Annotated in this window: 15 protein-coding genes and 3 tRNA genes; 15 read left to right on the plus strand and 3 right to left on the minus strand. The window is 36.3% G+C overall.

Annotated features, from left to right (window positions below):
• Window positions 1-30 precede the first annotated feature (30 nt).
• From BUE84_RS03785 to BUE84_RS03805, 5 genes are all read left to right on the plus strand, one after another.
• A complete protein-coding gene (locus BUE84_RS03785; protein WP_079240554.1) occupies window positions 31-828 on the plus strand; it encodes a hypothetical protein in 798 nt (265 codons plus the stop codon).
• Between the two features lie 199 nt (window positions 829-1,027).
• The gene (locus tag BUE84_RS03790) at window positions 1,028-3,130 is read left to right on the plus strand and encodes a T9SS type B sorting domain-containing protein (protein ID WP_079240555.1); all 2,103 of its coding nucleotides are present in this window, start codon (window positions 1,028-1,030) and stop codon (window positions 3,128-3,130) included.
• An 85-nt stretch (window positions 3,131-3,215) separates the two neighbouring features.
• Window positions 3,216-3,806: a DUF1572 family protein gene (locus tag BUE84_RS03795; RefSeq protein WP_079240556.1), complete on the plus strand. Its 591-nt coding sequence runs from the start codon at window positions 3,216-3,218 to the stop codon at window positions 3,804-3,806.
• Window positions 3,807-3,872: 66 nt separating this feature from the next.
• Window positions 3,873-5,219 carry a tRNA (N(6)-L-threonylcarbamoyladenosine(37)-C(2))-methylthiotransferase MtaB gene (gene mtaB, locus BUE84_RS03800; protein WP_079240557.1) on the plus strand — a complete coding sequence of 449 codons (1,347 nt, stop codon included), beginning with the start codon at window positions 3,873-3,875 and terminating at the stop codon, window positions 5,217-5,219.
• Window positions 5,220-5,272: 53 nt separating this feature from the next.
• Window positions 5,273-6,790 (plus strand): FMN-binding glutamate synthase family protein, encoded by a 1,518-nt coding sequence (locus tag BUE84_RS03805; protein ID WP_079240558.1) that lies wholly within the window; start codon window positions 5,273-5,275, stop codon window positions 6,788-6,790.
• 65 nt (window positions 6,791-6,855) lie between these two features.
• On the opposite strand, the gene BUE84_RS03810 is transcribed toward BUE84_RS03805, so the two are convergent.
• Window positions 6,856-7,629: a hypothetical protein gene (locus BUE84_RS03810; RefSeq protein WP_079240559.1), complete on the minus strand. Its 774-nt coding sequence runs from the start codon at window positions 7,627-7,629 to the stop codon at window positions 6,856-6,858.
• Window positions 7,630-7,684: 55 nt separating this feature from the next.
• Here BUE84_RS03810 and BUE84_RS03815 point away from each other — a divergent pair, with 55 nt between their 5' ends.
• Window positions 7,685-8,122: an RNA-binding S4 domain-containing protein gene (locus tag BUE84_RS03815; RefSeq protein ID WP_079240560.1), complete on the plus strand. Its 438-nt coding sequence runs from the start codon at window positions 7,685-7,687 to the stop codon at window positions 8,120-8,122.
• Window positions 8,123-8,141: 19 nt separating this feature from the next.
• On the opposite strand, the gene BUE84_RS03820 is transcribed toward BUE84_RS03815, so the two are convergent.
• Window positions 8,142-8,657 carry a shikimate kinase gene (locus BUE84_RS03820; protein ID WP_079243848.1) on the minus strand — a complete coding sequence of 172 codons (516 nt, stop codon included), beginning with the start codon at window positions 8,655-8,657 and terminating at the stop codon, window positions 8,142-8,144.
• A 115-nt stretch (window positions 8,658-8,772) separates the two neighbouring features.
• Here BUE84_RS03820 and BUE84_RS03825 point away from each other — a divergent pair.
• From BUE84_RS03825 to BUE84_RS03835, 3 genes are all read left to right on the plus strand, one after another.
• Window positions 8,773-8,845: transfer RNA gene (locus tag BUE84_RS03825), tRNA-Lys, on the plus strand.
• A 35-nt stretch (window positions 8,846-8,880) separates the two neighbouring features.
• Window positions 8,881-8,963, plus strand: a tRNA-Leu gene (locus tag BUE84_RS03830).
• Window positions 8,964-9,018: 55 nt separating this feature from the next.
• Window positions 9,019-9,091, plus strand: a tRNA-Lys gene (locus BUE84_RS03835).
• A gap of 186 nt (window positions 9,092-9,277) precedes the next feature.
• Here BUE84_RS03835 and panC read toward each other — a convergent pair.
• Complete coding sequence (gene panC, locus BUE84_RS03840; protein WP_079240561.1) at window positions 9,278-10,126, minus strand: pantoate--beta-alanine ligase; 849 nt, start codon at window positions 10,124-10,126, stop codon at window positions 9,278-9,280.
• 171 nt (window positions 10,127-10,297) lie between these two features.
• On the opposite strand from panC, the gene BUE84_RS03845 reads away from it, so the two are divergent.
• From BUE84_RS03845 to BUE84_RS03870, 6 genes are all read left to right on the plus strand, one after another.
• The gene (locus BUE84_RS03845; protein ID WP_034693703.1) at window positions 10,298-11,068 is read left to right on the plus strand and encodes a glycogen/starch synthase; all 771 of its coding nucleotides are present in this window, start codon (window positions 10,298-10,300) and stop codon (window positions 11,066-11,068) included.
• A gap of 13 nt (window positions 11,069-11,081) precedes the next feature.
• Complete coding sequence (locus tag BUE84_RS03850; protein WP_079240562.1) at window positions 11,082-12,731, plus strand: DUF4270 family protein; 1,650 nt, start codon at window positions 11,082-11,084, stop codon at window positions 12,729-12,731.
• A gap of 36 nt (window positions 12,732-12,767) precedes the next feature.
• Window positions 12,768-14,621, plus strand: a complete 1,854-nt coding sequence (gene glmS / locus BUE84_RS03855; protein WP_034693705.1) for a glutamine--fructose-6-phosphate transaminase (isomerizing) — start codon at window positions 12,768-12,770, stop codon at window positions 14,619-14,621.
• Window positions 14,622-14,729: 108 nt separating this feature from the next.
• Complete coding sequence (gldK, locus tag BUE84_RS03860) at window positions 14,730-16,151, plus strand: gliding motility lipoprotein GldK (protein WP_079240563.1); 1,422 nt, start codon at window positions 14,730-14,732, stop codon at window positions 16,149-16,151.
• A 59-nt stretch (window positions 16,152-16,210) separates the two neighbouring features.
• A complete protein-coding gene (gene gldL / locus BUE84_RS03865; protein ID WP_079240564.1) occupies window positions 16,211-16,903 on the plus strand; it encodes a gliding motility protein GldL in 693 nt (230 codons plus the stop codon).
• 52 nt (window positions 16,904-16,955) lie between these two features.
• Window positions 16,956-18,548 (plus strand): GldM family protein, encoded by a 1,593-nt coding sequence (locus BUE84_RS03870; RefSeq protein WP_079240565.1) that lies wholly within the window; start codon window positions 16,956-16,958, stop codon window positions 18,546-18,548.
• Window positions 18,549-18,563: the final 15 nt, after the last annotated feature.

Genomic DNA, 18,563 nt, shown 5'->3' on the forward strand with positions numbered 1-18,563 from the left:
GTGTTCTTTAATTAAATAAAAAAATCACACATGAAAAAGACGTTTTCTGAAGAAGATCTGATCAAGAATCTGAGTTTATATTACCTGAACCGGCATTTGAAAAAAAAGCCCATAGAGAAGTATCACCGTACCATAGACGAATCTCCGCTGCATGACCGTGAAAAGTACAGAAAGAAATCCGAGATTCTGCTTCTCAATTCTTTTATGCATCACTTCCCCGAAGTGAAATTTGAAAACCTTACCTGCGAGAGTCCAGACTTTATTGCCAAATTAAACGACAAAAAAATCGGAATAGAACTGACTGAAGTAATCAATCATCTGGAAATGAAAAAAGTAGAAAGTACTTTGAATAAAATGTTCCGTCAGGCAGAAATATTATTAGAACAGGAAGACACTACGAAATATCGTGGTGTTTATTTTTTAGAATTCTACCCGGAAACTAAATTTGATAATCTGGAAGTACAACAGGAAAACATCATCAGCATTTATAAGAGCATCAAAAAAAATAAAGGAGTGGGCTGTGTAAAAAGTGTAAGAAAATCTTTCCATCGTAGAAATGTATTTATAACCCATGAGTACAGCATGAATCTGTTTGATGAACTATGCTCCGAAAAGATTCTGGAACTCATTGAAAAGAAGAATGAAAAATTTCCTTATTATGACACCTCTGTTGACGAATGCTGGCTGGTCATTGTTTCCGATATGAATTCTATTGCTTCACGATATACTTTCATTCAGGATAAAGAACATCTGAAGGAAGTGAAAAGTCCTTTCCATAAAATATTTCACCTTGAAAATCTCTGTGGAAATATTACAAGTATAAAATAAATCTAATGTTTTATTGTATTTGGTTATTTCGTTCTTTAATTTGATATAATGTGAATAATTGAAGGTTATTTAGTGTTTTAATTTGTAATAGTTTAAAATTATTTAGATTTTATTGTTTTTAATTAAAATAAGATTATATTTGATGTGCATTGAAAATCAATACAATGTATAACTAATGTAACCATAAAAACATTAATCTATGAGAAAATTTTTACTTTTTATACTTCTCAGCCTCTCTCATACTTTCTATGCTCAGGCCGACTGTGCTACCGCACTGTCTGTTTGTGGAAACTCAAATATTACGTATAGCCCTACAGGATATGGCAATATAAAAGAATTGGTCAACTCAGGAAGCTGTATAGACTTTACAGGAGAGCACAACTCAATCTGGTATAAAATTACAATTGCTACTGGAGGAACTCTTACTTTTGATCTGGTTCCTAATAATCCGGATGCTGATTATGACTGGGCGATTTTTGGTCCCAATGTAAACTGTGGAAGTTTAGGCTCACCAATACGCTGTAATGCTGCAACAGTTATTGGGCCTGGTCCTGCAACAGGATTAAATATGACAAGTACGCTTTTAAGTGCTGCAGGAGGTTCTTTAACTCCTTATTGCAGATATCTTGATGTTTTGCCAGGACAGACTTATTATTTGTTTATCGACAACTGGGTGAGCAGTACCAGTTCTACAACAGCTCCGTTTTCTTTGACATGGGGAGGAACTGCAACACTGGCTTCACCTTTTACAGATCCAAATATCCAGACTCAGCCTTTTAATCCTCCCGGAATTCCGGCTGCAAATCCTGCAGACCCAAGAGAAGTGGTGATATGTTCTACAACAGCATTATTTGATTTTTCTACCTTATCCTCAGGAATTCTTAATGGAAATCAAAACTTTGGGGTAAGCTATCATCTGAGCCAAAATGATGCTTTAACAGGGAATAACCCTATTACAGTTCCTATCACTGTAAATACAACAACTGTCTATTATTACAGCATCAATTATACCGACCCAGCCAATGCATCTAATCCGCTGAATAAATGTAAACAGGTTGGAACCTTTAAATTTAAAGATGGTTCTATTACAGCAAAAAATGCAACTTTGACCCAATGTAACAATAATAATGCAGGTACAGCTTTATTTGATCTCACAACTGCAGATGTTATCGCCAATCCGAATGTTACTAAAAAATATTATCATACAATGGCAGATCTCAATGCCGGAACCAATGAGATTACCACCCCAATGGCGTTTGTATCTGCAGAAGGAATTATTTATGTGAAAATAATATCTGAGTTTGGTTGTACTGCAGTCGCACAGATTACTTTGAAGTTTTATCCGGTAGTGGTAGTGAATGAAACAACCCTGAGATCATGTTTCATTGAAGCCAGTCCATCTACTGCCTCTTTTAATCTTGTGAATGCTTCGGTGACCGGACAAACCAATCCAACAAAAAAATATTATCCTTCATTAACGGATGCTCTTAATCAGACCAATGAAATTCTGAATCCTAATAATTACATTGCACCTAATGGTTTTGTGTATATTAGAGTTTCTAATGCTCAGGGTTGTTATAATGTGGCTAAAGTTACTTTGATCGTTATTCCACCTGTCTATTCTGATAAACTTAAAGATGTGATTATTTGTGCAGAAGACCAGACAACGCTGGATGCAGGCCCCGGATTCAAAAGTTATGAATGGAGCACAGGAGCTACTACACAAACCATCAAAGCCGGAATAGGTGTATATTGGGTAAAACTTAAAACAGGAGAATGTGTTACCACACAAACGGTAAAAGTACTTCCTTCCGAACAGCCTGTTGTTTCCGGCATCGATATCTCAAATAATACAATCACAGTATCTGTCATAGGAGGAACTCCGGCTTATAAATATTCAATAGATAATATTATCTGGCAGGATTCCAATGTTTTCAATAATCTTTCAAGAGGAGATCATAAAGTATACGTAAAAGATGCTTATGACTGTGATCCGATAGAAATAGGAATTGTTGTCCCTAATCTGGTGAATGTGATTACCCCTAATGCAGACGGAATAAATGATGTGATTGATTATTCAGCACTGGCAAACAAACAAAACCTGATCATGAATGTCTTTGACCGCTATGGAAATAAAATTTTCCAGGCAGACAGATCCAATGGCTATAAATGGGATGGTACCCAAGGGGGAAGAAGAGTCCCTACAGGAACATACTGGTATTCTATCACATGGAATGAAAATGATAAAAAGAATACAGCCATTAAATTCACAGGTTGGGTATTGGTGAAAAACAGAGAATAGTATATAAAACAGATAGAAAAAACCACTTCAATAGAAGTGGTTTTTATTTTTAAAAGTTTTTAAATTAGATATCAAAATAGAAAGAATGAAAGACCTGTTTGTAAAACGTTTTGAATACTATAAATCTCTTGGTGATAAAACCTTTGAACAGTTAACAGATGAGCAGATGTTCTGGCAGTATAATGAAGAAAGTAATTCTATTGCCATTATTGTAAAACATCTTGCAGGAAATATGCTTTCAAGATGGACTAATTTCCTGACTGAAGATGGTGAGAAATCCTGGCGTAACCGTGACGGAGAATTTGTCAATACTTTTAGCACTAAACAACAGGTTCTGGATTTTTGGGAACAGGGTTGGAAATGTTTCTTTGATGCTCTTGATAAAATAAACGAGGAGAATCTCTACTCAACAACATATATCAGAGGAGAAGCCCATCCGGTGATTGATGCCGTTCTTCGTCAATTGGCTCATTATCCTTACCACATCGGGCAAATTGTTTATATCGCCAAAATGATAAAGAACGAAGACTGGAACACACTTTCCATTGCCAGAAACCGATCTCAACAGTTTAATACAGAAATGAAAACCAAATTTTCAAATCAGGATCCGGAGACCAATTCATCACCTGTCTGCTTTCAAAACAGCCCCGAAGTAAGAGACGAATATAAACAATAGATTGAATCAATCTTGGATTCTTATTAAAATTACTATCTTTGCACCCATAAAATTCAGGAGTAACAAATGTCTACTTTTCATAGAACTGCCGCGTTTCATACACTTGGCTGCAAATTAAACTTTGCAGAAACATCTACTATTGCCCGTCAGTTAACAGATGCAGGTTATGATAAGGTAAGCTTTGATGAAAAGGCGAATGTGTATGTTATCAATACATGTTCTGTGACAGAAAATGCTGACCGTGAATGTAAACTTCACGTCAAAAGAGCAATGAAAGCCAATCCGGAAGGACTGGTTGTAATTGTTGGATGCTATGCACAGCTAAAACCTGAAGAAATTTCACAGATTGAAGGTGTTGACCTGGTTTTAGGAGCAAAAGAAAAATTCAATATTCTGAGCTACCTGGATGATTTGGAGAAATCTGAGAGTGAAGGCGTAGTGCATTCATGTGAAATTGAAGAAACCGATTTCTTTATCGGAAGTTATTCTATTGGGGACAGAACCAGAGCTTTCCTGAAAGTACAGGATGGTTGTGATTATAAATGTACCTACTGTACGATTCCATTAGCTAGAGGAATTTCACGTTCTGATACCATTGAAAATGTTCTCAAAAATGCCACGGAGATCGCTGCAAAAGACATCAAAGAAATTGTTCTTACAGGGGTGAATATCGGTGATTATGGTAAAGGAGAATTTGGAAATAAAAGACACGAACATACTTTCCTTGATCTTATTTCTGAATTGGATAAAGTAGAAGGAATAGAAAGAATTCGTATCTCTTCTATTGAACCCAATCTTTTAAAAGATGAAAGTATTGAACTGGTTTCTAAAAGCAAAAGCTTTGTTCCGCATTTTCATATCCCGTTACAGTCCGGAAGCGATGATCTCTTGAAAAAGATGAAACGTCGTTATCTCACCAAGCTTTATAATGACAGAGTGAACAAGATCCGCGAGGTTATGCCTCATGCGGCTATCGGTGTGGATGTTATTGTAGGATTCCCGGGAGAAACAGAAGAACGATTTATGGAAACTTATAATTTCCTTAATGAACTTCCTATCACTTACCTTCACGTATTTACCTATTCTGAAAGAGAAAATACGGAAGCCGCAGCAATGGAAGGTGTAGTTCCTGTTGCGGAAAGAAAAAAACGTAATAAAATGTTGAGAATTCTTTCTGAAAAGAAGAAAATGGCATTTTATCAGACACAACTTGGAAAAACGCTTCCTGTTCTTTGGGAGCATGAAAATAAAGACGGGAAAATGTTCGGCTTCACAGAAAACTATGTGAGAGTCCAGAAAGACTTTGATCCTGCATCCATCAATCAAATTGAATTTCTAAATTTAGAAAAAATCCTGTCAGATGGCACGGTTTCTGTGCAATCTTCTTACCAAAATTTTTTAGCAAAAGCATAGGCTCTTTGCAAAAATTCTACTAAATTTATTTTTAAACTTTAAATACTACATTCATGAGAGATAAGTTTTTATCTTGGGGAATTGTATTAGTAGTTGCTACATGGATTGTAGCAATACTGATCAGAGCGCATTATTGGATACCAACGCTGTTATCCGCCATTTATGCATTGGGTGTTTACAATGCTTACCAATCGAAACACGCTATTTTGAGGAACTTTCCTGTATTGGGATACTTCAGGTATTTTTTCGAAAGTATTTCACCCGAAATGCAGCAATACTTCATTGAAAGGGAGACAGACGGGAAGCCGTTTCCAAGAAACCAGCGTTCTGCAGTATACAGACGTGCAAAAAATTTAAGTGATACCGTCGCTTTTGGTACGCAGTTGGAAGTGAATCACAGAAAATACGAAGGGATCAAGCATTCTATTTATGCAAAATCACCATCAGAAGAACTTCCGAGAGTATGGGTAGGCGGAGAACAATGTACACAGCCTTACCATGCTTCTTTATTCAATATCTCTGCAATGAGTTTCGGAGCTTTGAGTGACAGAGCACAGATCTCACTAAACAGAGGAGCTAAAAAAGGAAACTTTTACCACAATACAGGAGAAGGAGGAATTTCGTCTTATCATATGGAAGGAGGAGATTTATGCTGGCAGATTGGGACAGGGTATTTTGGATGCCGAGACGCTGAAGGAAAATTCAATCCTGAATTATTTACAAAATATTCCACCCTCCCGAATGTGAAAATGGTTGAAATAAAATTATCACAGGGAGCAAAACCGGGACACGGAGGAGTTCTTCCAGGAGTAAAAAACACACCGGAAATTGCAGCAATTCGTCACGTAACACCGGGAATGACCGTTATTTCACCACCATCCCATAGCGCTTTTTCTGATGCTGCCGGATTGCTGAGGTTTGTACAGCAATTAAGAGACCTTTCCGGAGGAAAACCGGTTGGTTTTAAACTTTGTATTGGTGATACCAAAGAATTTGAAGATATCTGTGTACAGATGAATGTTCTGAAGATTTATCCTGATTTTATCACTATAGACGGAGCAGAAGGAGGAACAGGAGCTGCACCACCAGAATTTTCCGATGGAGTAGGGATGCCTTTAGAACCTGCGTTGATCTTTGTGAACAGAACGCTTAATAACTATAATCTGAGAAGTAAATTAAGAGTGATCGCCAGCGGTAAAGTTCTTACAAGCCTTGATATCCTGAGAGCAGTCGCAATGGGTGCAGATATGTGTAACAATGCCAGAGGATTTATGTTTTCTTTAGGGTGTATTCAGGCGTTGAGATGTAACTCAAACAACTGTCCTACGGGAGTAGCAACACAAGATAAAATGCTTATCAAAGGACTTGATGTGACAGATAAGGCAGAAAGAGTATATCACTTCCACAAAAATACACTTCATACCTGCAATGAACTGATTGCTGCTGCAGGAAGAAGCTCTTATGAAGAAGTAGATGCTACCATGTTTATGAGAGGAGATGAGTTTGACCACCTTGCAGATCTTTACTTCCCTGATATTTTAGGAAATGTAAAACAGAAAGCAAGATCGTAATAACATTCTATAAAATAAAAAACACCATCATTGAGACGGTGTTTTTTATTTTATAGAATTATCTTTTATTGCTGTTGTTCCTGTGTTTGTTTGTCATCACTTGGTCTATCTTCTCTTCCATAAATTTGAAAGTTGAACACAAAAGATTTATTTCTGTACGAAGTATTTAAATAAGGGTAATGAGGATTTCTTGCAAAAGCAGCTCTGGAAGGAATGATAATTACTCCTTGTAAGTTATATGGAGTTTCACCGGTAAGATTATCAAATGCTTTAAACTTCTGTAAAGCTTCTCTAAATCCTGGAATTTGATAATATTTTGCTTTTTTTGCAGCATCAGGGGTAGTAACAGTGTTCAATATTGATTTCTTTACATAATAATACATTGGGTCAATAACAGGCACACCTGTTCCGTCAATGGTATTTAAAAAGGCAGCTTTCGCTTGGAATGTAGTGTTTCCATCAGCATTAACGGCCAGATACGAGTATCCTCTTCCCATAATTTTGATAATATCATCATCCTTGATGGTTTGATTAGCTGCAGGATTAACAGGCTGAGCACCGCTTCTCATTATATAGATTGTTCCTGAAGGAAGCGTTACAGGCGAAAGCTCAGATAATTTCTTTTCGTTATCATCTGACGTGTCCGTAGAGCTGAAAGCTTTTATATTACCTTGCGCATCGAGATAATTCTCATCCATGAATTTCTTAATGGCTTGATCATCATAGGTGTTTTGTGTAGTAATGTCTTCCGGTTCTACATAGGCTGATGTATCATCATCTTTCTTACAAGCAGAAAAACACAAAGATCCTGCAAGGATATATAAAAATATTTTTTTCATTTCAAAAAACTTTAATTACTTTACAAATAATATAACGGCAAAAGTATAAAAAATTATGAGAATAGATAAATTTTTATGGAGCATTCGTTTTTATAAGACGAGAAGTATTGCAGCAGAGGAGATTAAAAAGAATAGAGTTTCTATAGGAACGTCTGCCGTAAAGTCATCTAAAGAGGTAAAAGAAGGAGATACTATTAAAATCCGTAAGAATCAAATTGATTATAAAATAAAGGTAATTCAGATTCCTAAAAGCAGAATTGGAGCCAAGTTGGTGCCTCTTCATATTCAGGATGTGACAGATAAAGAGCAGTACGAACTGTTGAAACTCCGTAAAATGTCACAAGATTATTACAGGAATAAAGGAGAGGGAAGGCCTACCAAAAAAGACAGAAGAGAGATGGATGACTATGTAGGAAACGATATCGACTCCGATTTTACAGACTGGGATGACTTCTTTGGAGAAACAGGTAGTGAATCTGATGATGAGGATTAATAGTAAAATAAAAAAAGCTCTAGAGATAGAGCTTTTCTATTATTTCGTTGACAATGTCTTCCGGCTCTCTGGAATCTGTCCCTACAGTGAATTGTGCTTTGCTGTAAAATTGATTCCTTTCAAATAAATGTTTGGCAATGAATTCCGGCAGGTCTTCGTCAGATATATTGGCAATTAATGGCCTTTTTTCTTTCTGTTTTGAAAGTCTTTCTACCAATGTTCCAACTCCTGTTCTTAAAAAAATACTCTTGGAGTTATGATTAATGATCTCCATATTATTATAATATACAGGAGTTCCTCCACCAAGGCTTAAAACCACATTTTCTTCAGAAGCTAATATCTCTTCAAGTGTCTCTCTTTCCAGTTTTCTAAAGTAAATTTCTCCCTTTTTCTCGAAAATTTCAGGGATGGTTAATTTATTTCTTCTGGAAATCTCTTTATCGAGATCAATTAATTTAAAATCTATTTTTTCGCTTAATATTTTGGAAATGTGAGATTTGCCACTTCCCATGTATCCTATCAGTGAAATTACCATGAATTTTTTTTTAACAAATTTGCGAAAAAGTTTTGAGATAAAGAAAAAAGTCATATCTTTGCACCACTTAAAACAAGGGACATTACTTAAATGAAAACTTGTTATACAAGTGGCCGACTCGGTAGCTCAGCTGGTAGAGCAATACACTTTTAATGTATGGGTCCTGGGTTCGAATCCCAGCCGGGTCACTAGCAATAATAATTACTTAATTTGTAATTTTATTGCCTGCGTGGTGAAATTGGTAGACACGCCATCTTGAGGGGGTGGTTTCCTAAGGATGTGCTGGTTCGAGTCCAGTCGCAGGCACTGCAAAGAAAATTTTATAATTAATATTGAAATTTATTTCATTTTAATTGTGGCCGACTCGGTAGCTCAGCTGGTAGAGCAATACACTTTTAATGTATGGGTCCTGGGTTCGAATCCCAGCCGGGTCACAAGTTTACTGAAAAGTAAATTTTTTTCATATTAATATTTTGTGATTTGGTGTTTCAAAGGCTTCCTTCAGGAGGCCTTTGATTTTTGTATGAATTCAAGTCTAAACCTAGTCTCGTTTTGTTTGTGTATTCAAAAAAAATCCCCAGCTGAAATAGCTAGGGATAGTATATTTTAATAGATAAAGTTTAATCCAGGTGCATGTTGTCAATTAATCTTACTCCATCTACTACAACTACGATGAAGGCTCTGAAATTTCTGTCTTTATAGAAAAAATCAGTCTCCTGTAATGTGTTTTCATCAGCAATCAGAAAGTATTCAAGCTTCATGCCCTGCTGGTCATCAAAAACATCAGCTACTCTTTCTTTTATTTCCGGAATACTAACAGTTCTGAACCAGTCGTTTACTTTTTTTAAAGTCTCATAAATTATTTTAGAAGTTTCTTTTCGGTCTTCATGAAGTCTTTGGTTTCTTGAGCTTAGTGCCAGTCCGTTTTCTGCCCTGTAAATAGGAACTCCAGTTATTTTAACGGGAAGATGTTTTTTTTCCACCATTTTTTTAATAATAGCAAGCTGCTGAAAATCTTTTTCACCAAAATAGGCATTATCAGGCTGTACCTGTCTGAAAAGCTCTTCTACAACAGTTCCGACTCCGTTGAAATGTCCCGGCCTGGATTTACCTTCCATTTCATTTTCCAATCCATCAAAATCATACGGTTGGCTTTCTGCTTTTTCAGGGTAAATATCTGCTACTTCCGGGATGTAAACAGCATCTACAAGGCCTGAATTCTGAAGAATAAGTATATCTCTGTTAACATCTCTTGGGTATTTTTCAAGATCTTCAGGGTTATTGAACTGAGTTGGATTTACAAAAATTGAAGAGATAACAAGGTCATTTTCTTTTCTTGCCTCTTCATACAGAGAAAGATGGCCATTGTGCAGGGCGCCCATAGTAGGGGCAAAGCCAATTCTTTTTCCCATTTCTTTCTGTCTTTCAATGAAATCCTGAAGGACTTTTCTGTTTTTTAGAACTTCCATAGTTTATTTTAATACTATTTCAAAAATACTAAAAATATCGCATAATAATATGTACTTTTAATAATTTGGAAAAGGGAATTTTCGTAAAAAAATGTTAATTAAAATAATGTTGGATGTTTTTTTGTAATTTTGCACATTAAAGCATTTTTACAAAAATTAGATAGAAAGTTTATGCCGAATCAAAAAATACTGTACATTACTACAGAGATGTATCCATATCAGGAAGATACAAATATGGCTGCAGTGGTAAACAAAATGGCACTTAAGATGCACCAAGAAGGCAATGATGTAAGAGTTTTTATGCCAAGATTTGGACAAATAAGTGAGAGAAAGTTCCAGCTTCATGAAGTAATCCGTCTTTCAGGGATGAATATTATTATCAATGACCTGGACCAGCCTCTAATCATTAAAGTAGCGTCTCTTCCGGGGGAAAGACTTCAGGTTTACTTTATTGACAATGAAGAATACTTCAAAAGAAAACAATATTATTTTGATGATGAAGGAAACCCTTTCGAAGACAACGACGAAAGAGCTATTTTCTTTGCCAGAGGAGTTATTGAAACCATTAAGAAACTAAACTGGGTGCCGGACGTTATCCATTTAAATGGATGGATGTCTTCTTTTGTTCCAATTTATCTTAAAACTTACTACGAATCAGATACTTATTTCAAGGACGCGAAAATTGTACTTTCTCTTTACAATGAGAAAGATGCCGACCTGGACAAAAAGATCGATGAAAAGCTGCAGTTTGATAATATTTCAGGATTAAAAGCGTTAGATAACCCAACTATTAAAAGTTTTGTTATCGAGAGTATGAACTATGTAGATGCCGTTGTAAAAGGTGACGAGTTTCTGGATGAAGACCTGGATAAGGCTTTCAACGAAACAGCAACCCAGAAATCGGAATATCTGGACGTAGATTCTATAAATCAACTTTATTAAAAACACATTTTTAATGACTCATAATCTTAAAAAGACCTTCGCCATGCTTTTATTGGCGATTTTTGGAAGTGCATTACTTTATAACTGTGAACCAGATCCGGATTCTCTTGGGGAGCAGCTGTTTAATGGTGATGCAGCACAAGGCAATGAAACTGCATATCCTGTTATAGCATACAATTATGACAATAATGATTCCATCAGAAGTGATGCTTCAAGATTGATCAGTGGGTTGAGTGAATCAGGGGTTACCACAAATGTTGCTGTTCTTGGAGCCTTTACTGAATCCCAGTTTGGAATGCAGAGAGCATCTTATGTTACCCAGTTGAGAATGCCAACAGATAATTTCGACTTCAACGGTGCGAATCCAAAAGTAGATTCCGTAGTCCTTGTAGTAAGACCCCCTGCGAATACAACTTCGAATACTTACTTCTTTGAAGGCGATTCATTAAGAACAAATACATTAGAAAAAAGTGATTTTCCTGTAGATGGAGTTGCTACAGCGGTTTCCATTGAGAAGAAAACTTATCCTGTTCGTAAATACGGTAAAATAGGTGGTGCTTCAAAATCAATGAAAATCAACGTACATGAAGTGACTACGTTCTTAGATGCAAATAATGATGCGCTAAAACGTTCCAATGCATCAATAAGTACTGGTGAGCTATTAGGTTCAGGAGTATTTGATGGTAACATGAGTTCTTTGTCTATTACAAAAAAATCGGATAATTCAATTGTATTCTCAGGAAACCTAGGATTCAGAATGAAATTGAGTAATACAGATTTTTTCCAGACTCATATTCTTGATAAAAAAGGAAAACCTGAACTTCAGGATGCTGCGAACTTTATCAGATATTTTAAAGGAATAAAAATTTCTGTGGACGAAACGGACAGATATCTGTATCAGTTCTCTCCTAATGACCTGCAGGTTATTATGTATTATAAATATGATAAGACAGACAACGGAACAACCACAAGACCACAAACAACACTCAATTTTAACCTAGGAAGTGCTAATGCGCATATCGGGCTGTTTGAATATAACAGATTGGGAACACCTGTTAAAGAAGCATTGTCAGGAAGTAATCCTAGTGAAGGAGATGAAAGACTTTTTGTTCAGGGAATGGGAGGTCCTTCCGTGGTAGTAAAAATTAAGGATGAGACAATTGTAAAGCTTAAGGAGATTTATGCTGAAAAGAAAGCAGGTATTTTAAGTGCTAAGATCAGAATCTATCTGGACCCTGCAACATGGAAAAATACTGGTTCTACTGAAGATCGTAAGTTTACACTTTTAAACAATACATTAAATGCCGGTAAAATTGATTACTCAAAATTAGCATTCACTTCAGATCTGACAAACGGACTTGGATTGTACTATTTTAAGGATAAACCTGAGCCAGGTTATTATGATTTTGTAGTCACAAAAACAGTCAAGGATATTGTTGAAGGAAAAACAGAAACAGTTGGAGATGCTACACAGCCGATTGTTAATAAACCATTAATCATCAGTGCAGGAGCATTTGCAGCAAGTACTACAGGAACCCTTTTAGGTGTTCGTAATACGACAAGAGCATTTGATATGAACAGAATTATTCTGACAGGTATAGATAAAGCCAATACGAATCCAAAAAGAATCCAGCTAATGGTGACTTATGGTACGAAAAAATAGAACACGATAAACAAACAACACTAGACAAAATAAAATATGTGCGGAATAGTAGGATATACAGGTTTTCAAGACGCTTATGAAATTGTAATTAATGGTCTTAGAAGATTGGAATATAGAGGGTATGACAGTGCCGGAATTGTTTTAGAAGGACCAGAGAATAAACTGGAAGTAGAAAAAACAAAGGGTAAAGTTGAGGATTTGGTGAATATTTCAAAAGGACTAAAAGGAACGTCTAAAATTGGAATGGGACATACCCGTTGGGCAACCCACGGAGTTCCAAGTGACAGAAATTCCCACCCGCACTTGTCAAACAACGGAAAAATTGCAATTGTACATAATGGTATTATTGAAAACTATGATACCATTAAAACAATGCTTACTGAGAAAGGCTTTACTTTTAAATCAGAAACAGATACTGAAGTACTGGTAAACCTTATCCAGTATTTTATGGATCTTAATCCGGATATAGACTTCCCAACTGCAGTGAGATATGCATTGAATGAAGTATATGGTGCCTATGCAATCACTGTACTTCATGAAGATTATCCTGGAGTATTGGTTGTAGGAAGATTAGGATCTCCTTTAGCAATCGGAATCGGAGATAAAGAATATTTTATTGCCTCTGATGCATCTCCTTTCGTAGAATTTACAAAAGAAGCTATATATCTTGAAGAAGGACATATGGCAACAATTTCTCTGGAAAATGGAGTAGATATCAGAACCATCAATGAAAACTCTAAGATTGAGCCTGAAATCCAAGAACTTAAGTTGAGTCTTGAGCAAATCGAGAAAGGTGGATATGAGCACTTTATGCTTAAAGAAATCTTTGAACAGCCTAAATCTGTACACGATACCATGAGAGGTAGGCTTCTTGTAGACGAAGGAGTAATCAAAATGGCTGGAATCTGGGATCATGTTGAGCGATTCAAAAATGCTAACAGAATTATCATCATTGCTTGTGGTACTTCATGGCATGCAGGTCTTATCGGAGAATATCTGATCGAAGAATATGCAAGAATCCCTGTGGAAGTAGAATATGCATCAGAATTCAGATACAGAAACCCGATCATTACAGATAAAGATGTGGTGATTGCCATTTCTCAATCTGGAGAAACAGCTGATACCATGGCTGCTTTAAAACTAGCAAAAGAAAAAGGTGCATTTATATATGGTATATGTAATGTTGTGGATTCTTCCATTGCAAGAATTACAGACGCTGGTTCATATACCCATGCCGGTCCTGAAATAGGGGTTGCTTCTACCAAAGCATTTACGGCACAGCTTACCATTCTTACTTTAATTGCATTTAAATTAGGAAAACACAACGGAAACTTAGGAAACGCTGAATTTATGAGCTTAATTGCTGAGCTTGATGCTATTCCTAAGAAAATCGAAGAAGTGTTGAATACCACGCATGAACTTACGCAGAATATTGCAAAAGATTTTGTGAAAGCTACCAATTTCCTTTACTTAGGAAGAGGATACAATTATCCTGCAGCCTTAGAAGGAGCCTTAAAATTAAAAGAAATTTCTTATATCCATGCAGAAGGATACCCGGCTGCAGAAATGAAGCACGGTCCGATTGCCCTGATCGACGAAAATATGCCAATTGTAATTATAGCACCTAGAAAAGGTCACTATGATAAAATTGTAAGTAACGTTCAGGAAATTAAAGCGAGAAAAGGAAAAATTATCGCTGTAGTTAATAAAGGAGACCGTCAGGTGAGCGAAATGGCAGATTATGTTATCGAAATCCCTGAAACTTCAGAATGTTTCTCTCCAATCGTTGCTTCCGTACCTCTGCAACTGCTTGCTTATTATATAGCAGTATATAGAGGAGCCAACGTAGATCAACCGAGAAACCTTGCAAAATCTGTTACCGTGGAATAAAAAGTTGTTGTAAATAAAATAAATTTAGATTTCTTCCGTTATTTCAAAAAAAATCTTAAAAGTTTCTTAAAAAAATTATATATTTACGGCTTAATTATAAAAATTAACATGAAAAGGATATTTCTTTTATTATTGTCTGCGTCGGTAGCATCGGTATCTTGTTCAGGTGGTGGCAGCTCTTCTGTAGGGAAGCCAGGAACAAAAGGAGAATTGATACCAAGAGAAAAAACTAAATCATTTGTTGCGGAAAGACCATACGGAATGGTTGCAATTCCTGCAGGTTCATTTGTTGCTGGTTTAGCAGACCAGGATCCAACAAATACTCCTGAAAAAGCAGCATTGAAGACAGTTACTGTTTCTTCTTTCTTCATGGATGAAGCAGAAACTACCAACTCGGAGTACAGAGTATTTATCAATTATGTAAGAGACTCTATCGCGAGAACTTTACTTGCCGAAGCTGCCGGAGAAGGTGGTGATGAAGGCGGACGTAAAGGAGCTGCAATAGGAGATTATGCATATCTTGCTAAAAAAGAAGAAAATTTAACACCTTATCAAGAATATATGGAAGGCCAGGGTGGCCGGGAAGACGGAAGCTATGATGCCAGCAAAAGATTAGATTGGAAAATCCCTTTACACTGGAGCACATCAAAATATCCGGATGTAGAATACGCAGAAGTTTTAGAATCTCTGTATCTACCTTCTTCTTCAAGAATCGGAAACGAAAGAATTTTAGATGTAAGTAAGCTGAAATATACTTACCGTTGGGGAGATATGGACGCTGCAGTTGCAGATAACGAAAGAGGAGCTAATTATCTGAAAAGCGAAAGTATCGCGATCTATCCTGATACTACAGTTTGGGTAAAAGATTTCCACTTTGCTTACAATGAGCCATTGTTTGAACAGTATTTCTGGCACAAAGCTTACAAAGACTATCCTGTTGTTGGGGTTACCTGGGATCAGGCAAGGGCTTATTGTAACTTCAGATCTAAATTGAAAACAGATTACAACGAAAGTTTAAAAAGAAAAAAACAAAGACCATTAGAGTTCCGTCTTCCAACAGAAACTGAATGGGAATATGCTGCAAGAGGAGGTATGCAAAATGCTACTTACCCTTGGGGTGGTCCATATTTAATGGACGACAGAGGTTGCTATTTGGCTAACTTTAAGCCGAAAAGAGGTAACTATATGGAAGACGAGAAAAAAGGTACTTATACATATACAGCTCCAGTTAAGAAATTTAAGAAAAATGGGTTTGGGTTATTTGATATGGCTGGAAACGTTTCTGAATGGACACTATCTTCATTTAACAATTCTTCTTCAGGATTCTCTTCTACATTAAATCCTTCTACTAAGGATAAGTTGGATACGAAGAAATCTGTAAGAGGTGGATCTTGGAAAGATATAGGATATGCACTAATGACAGGTGCTAGAGATTGGGAAAGAAAAGATTCCGCAAGAAGCTATATCGGATTCAGAACTGTACAGGACATTCCTGAAGCAGCCGTTAAACCAAGAAGAGTTAACAGATAACTAATCAGACAATTATTTTCAATAACAATTTTATTTAACATTAAAAAAACTAACTCAATATGTTTAAGACTAAAGATGCTTGGATGAATTTCTTTTATTCATTCGGTGCTGCAATTGTAATTCTTGGAGCTTGGCTTAAAATTACTCACATTACCTTGGGACCTATTAACGGTAACATCGCTCTTACCGTAGGACTTATCACTGAGGCGATTATCTTTATCATCTTTGCATTTGACCCTCCAAAAACTGAAGAGTCTTATGCTTGGGAAAATGTTTATCCTGAGTTATTAGATAAACATGCTAACCCAAATCCTTTACACTCTAATGTAACAACTAAAAATACAAGCGCTCAATTTGCTGAATTAGAAAACTCTCTTTCTAACAAATTGGATAAAATGCTTGAAGATGCTAGATTAGACGTTCAATTATTTGAAAGATTAAGAACAGGAATTGATAAATTCTCAAACTCTGTTGATCAGATCAATCAAACTGTAGACGTATCTGCTTCTACTCATAAATATAACGACCAATTAAATAAAGCAGCTCAGCACATGGAAAGCATGAATGCTCTTTATGCAATGCAACTTGAAAGCGGTAAGAGACAATCTGAATTTGCTAACAAGTATGTTGCAGATATGCAGAAATCTGCAGAGCAATCTGAGAAATTCAACCAAGAGCTACAAGGTTTAACATCTAATCTTAATAACTTAAATAGAGTTTATGGTGGTATGCTAACTGCTATGAAGTCTTAATTCCTAACCATTTCTAAATTTAACTACTTAATCAAAAAACAAAGAAAAGAGAATGGCACAAGGAAAACAGACCCCTCGTCAGAAGATGATCAACCTGATGTATTTGGTGTTCATCGCGATGATGGCCCTAAATATTGATGCAGAAATCATCAGATCATACTATGACTCTACCAGAGCATTGAATGAAACAAGAACTTTAACTGAAAAAAAGAACGAGAAGATTTTTGAAAGAACGTTGGAAGCTAAGGCTCAGCAAGTTCCGGATACTTATGCACAGCCGTGGTCCCAGTACAAAGTATTGAAAACCAAAATTGATGCATTGGTGAAGTCTGCTCAGGATATTAAAGATTTGTTGAAAAAACAATCTGAGTTTCACGACAAAGATCCTCAAACAGGAAAAGATATTGATGTAAGTGAAAACTTTGCTGCATTGAACAATAATGAAGCAACTACTGAATATTTCTTCAAAGAAGGAGATGAAAATACTCCATCTAAGAATGCATTAGACCTGAAAGCTAAAATTGATGATGTAAGAAACTACATCAATGCAACTTTCGGAAACAATGCTCAATTACAGGATTTAGTAGCAAGAGCTAACAAGTCTCTGATTGCGGAGTATCCTAAAGGAACATCTCCAAATGAAAAGACCTGGTTTCAAAATAAATTTTATCATCAGCCGCTAATTGCTGCAATATCTAACTTGGAGATTATCCAAAATGATGCCAGAAATGTGCAGTCTGATGCATTGGCATTATTACTTCAGGAAAAAGTAGATGCGAGTATTAAATTCTCAAGCTACGAGCCTATCGTTTCAGGTCCGGTGGATATCCAGGCAGGAAAACAGGCTGAAGTAAAAGTAATGCTAGGTACTTATTCTAATAGTAATAAGATCAGCATTTCTGGAGTAAGTAAAGTAGAAAACGGTAAAGGTTCTATCGCAATTTCAGGTTCTGGAATTGGTGAACATAAATTGGGTGGTACTATTACATTAACGGATGCTTCAGGTAAGCCACAAAGCTTCCCTTGGACTCATACTTATAATGTAATTGCAGGACCAAGAGAAGTAAAACTTGAAAAAGGATTATTACTTGCTGCAGACAAAATGAATGTAATGTACAGAGGACTTGAGAACCCTGTTTCAGGATCAATCTTAGGTGCTGACAATTCTAAACTTTCATTATCTGCTCCAGGTGCATCTGTAAGAAGTACAGGTCCAGGTAAATGGAGTGTGAAACCAAGTTCAGGTAATGTTGTTAAATTAACATTATCAGGAATTGATCCTTACGGAAAATCAGTATCTCAGGTATTTGAATACAGAATTAAGAACGTTCCGCCTCCAAGAGGAGAAATGAGAGGGCAGAATGTATTGTCTATGCCGGCAACTTCTATTCCTAACCAGTCTGTTCAGGCAGCAATCCCTGACTTTGACTTCCCTGTTTCATTTACTGTAACTCAGTTTATGGTAAGAGTACCAGGTAGAGCAGCGCTTCTTGTTCATGGTAACTCTCTGGATGAAGCAGCAGGTTTAGTGAAGAATTTGAGAACAGGTGATGTAGTTTCTATCTTTGATATTAAAGCAACAGCTCAAGGTCTTGACGGTCAGATTATTAAAAACATTACTCCTATAATCATTAATGTTCAATAGGACTAAAATTGTAAT

The organism is Chryseobacterium indologenes, assembly GCF_002025665.1.
Classification (GTDB): Bacteria; Bacteroidota; Bacteroidia; order Flavobacteriales; family Weeksellaceae; genus Chryseobacterium; species Chryseobacterium metallicongregator.

Bases quoted from the DNA above. Each gene is read 5' to 3' on its own strand.
- panC (WP_079240561.1), bottom strand. From the start codon at position 10,126: ATGGAAGTTCTAAAAAACAGAAAAGTCCTTCAGGATTTCATTGAAAGA.
- BUE84_RS03870 (WP_079240565.1), top strand. From the start codon at position 16,956: ATGGCACAAGGAAAACAGACCCCTCGTCAGAAGATGATCAACCTGATG.
- BUE84_RS03795 (WP_079240556.1), top strand. From the start codon at position 3,216: ATGAAAGACCTGTTTGTAAAACGTTTTGAATACTATAAATCTCTTGGT.
- gldK (WP_079240563.1), top strand. From the start codon at position 14,730: ATGAAAAGGATATTTCTTTTATTATTGTCTGCGTCGGTAGCATCGGTA.
- BUE84_RS03845 (WP_034693703.1), top strand. From the start codon at position 10,298: ATGCCGAATCAAAAAATACTGTACATTACTACAGAGATGTATCCATAT.
- BUE84_RS03850 (WP_079240562.1), top strand. From the start codon at position 11,082: ATGACTCATAATCTTAAAAAGACCTTCGCCATGCTTTTATTGGCGATT.
- BUE84_RS03820 (WP_079243848.1), bottom strand. From the start codon at position 8,657: ATGGTAATTTCACTGATAGGATACATGGGAAGTGGCAAATCTCACATT.
- glmS (WP_034693705.1), top strand. From the start codon at position 12,768: ATGTGCGGAATAGTAGGATATACAGGTTTTCAAGACGCTTATGAAATT.
- BUE84_RS03790 (WP_079240555.1), top strand. From the start codon at position 1,028: ATGAGAAAATTTTTACTTTTTATACTTCTCAGCCTCTCTCATACTTTC.
- BUE84_RS03815 (WP_079240560.1), top strand. From the start codon at position 7,685: ATGAGAATAGATAAATTTTTATGGAGCATTCGTTTTTATAAGACGAGA.
- gldL (WP_079240564.1), top strand. From the start codon at position 16,211: ATGTTTAAGACTAAAGATGCTTGGATGAATTTCTTTTATTCATTCGGT.
- BUE84_RS03810 (WP_079240559.1), bottom strand. From the start codon at position 7,629: ATGAAAAAAATATTTTTATATATCCTTGCAGGATCTTTGTGTTTTTCT.
- BUE84_RS03805 (WP_079240558.1), top strand. From the start codon at position 5,273: ATGAGAGATAAGTTTTTATCTTGGGGAATTGTATTAGTAGTTGCTACA.
- BUE84_RS03785 (WP_079240554.1), top strand. From the start codon at position 31: ATGAAAAAGACGTTTTCTGAAGAAGATCTGATCAAGAATCTGAGTTTA.
- mtaB (WP_079240557.1), top strand. From the start codon at position 3,873: ATGTCTACTTTTCATAGAACTGCCGCGTTTCATACACTTGGCTGCAAA.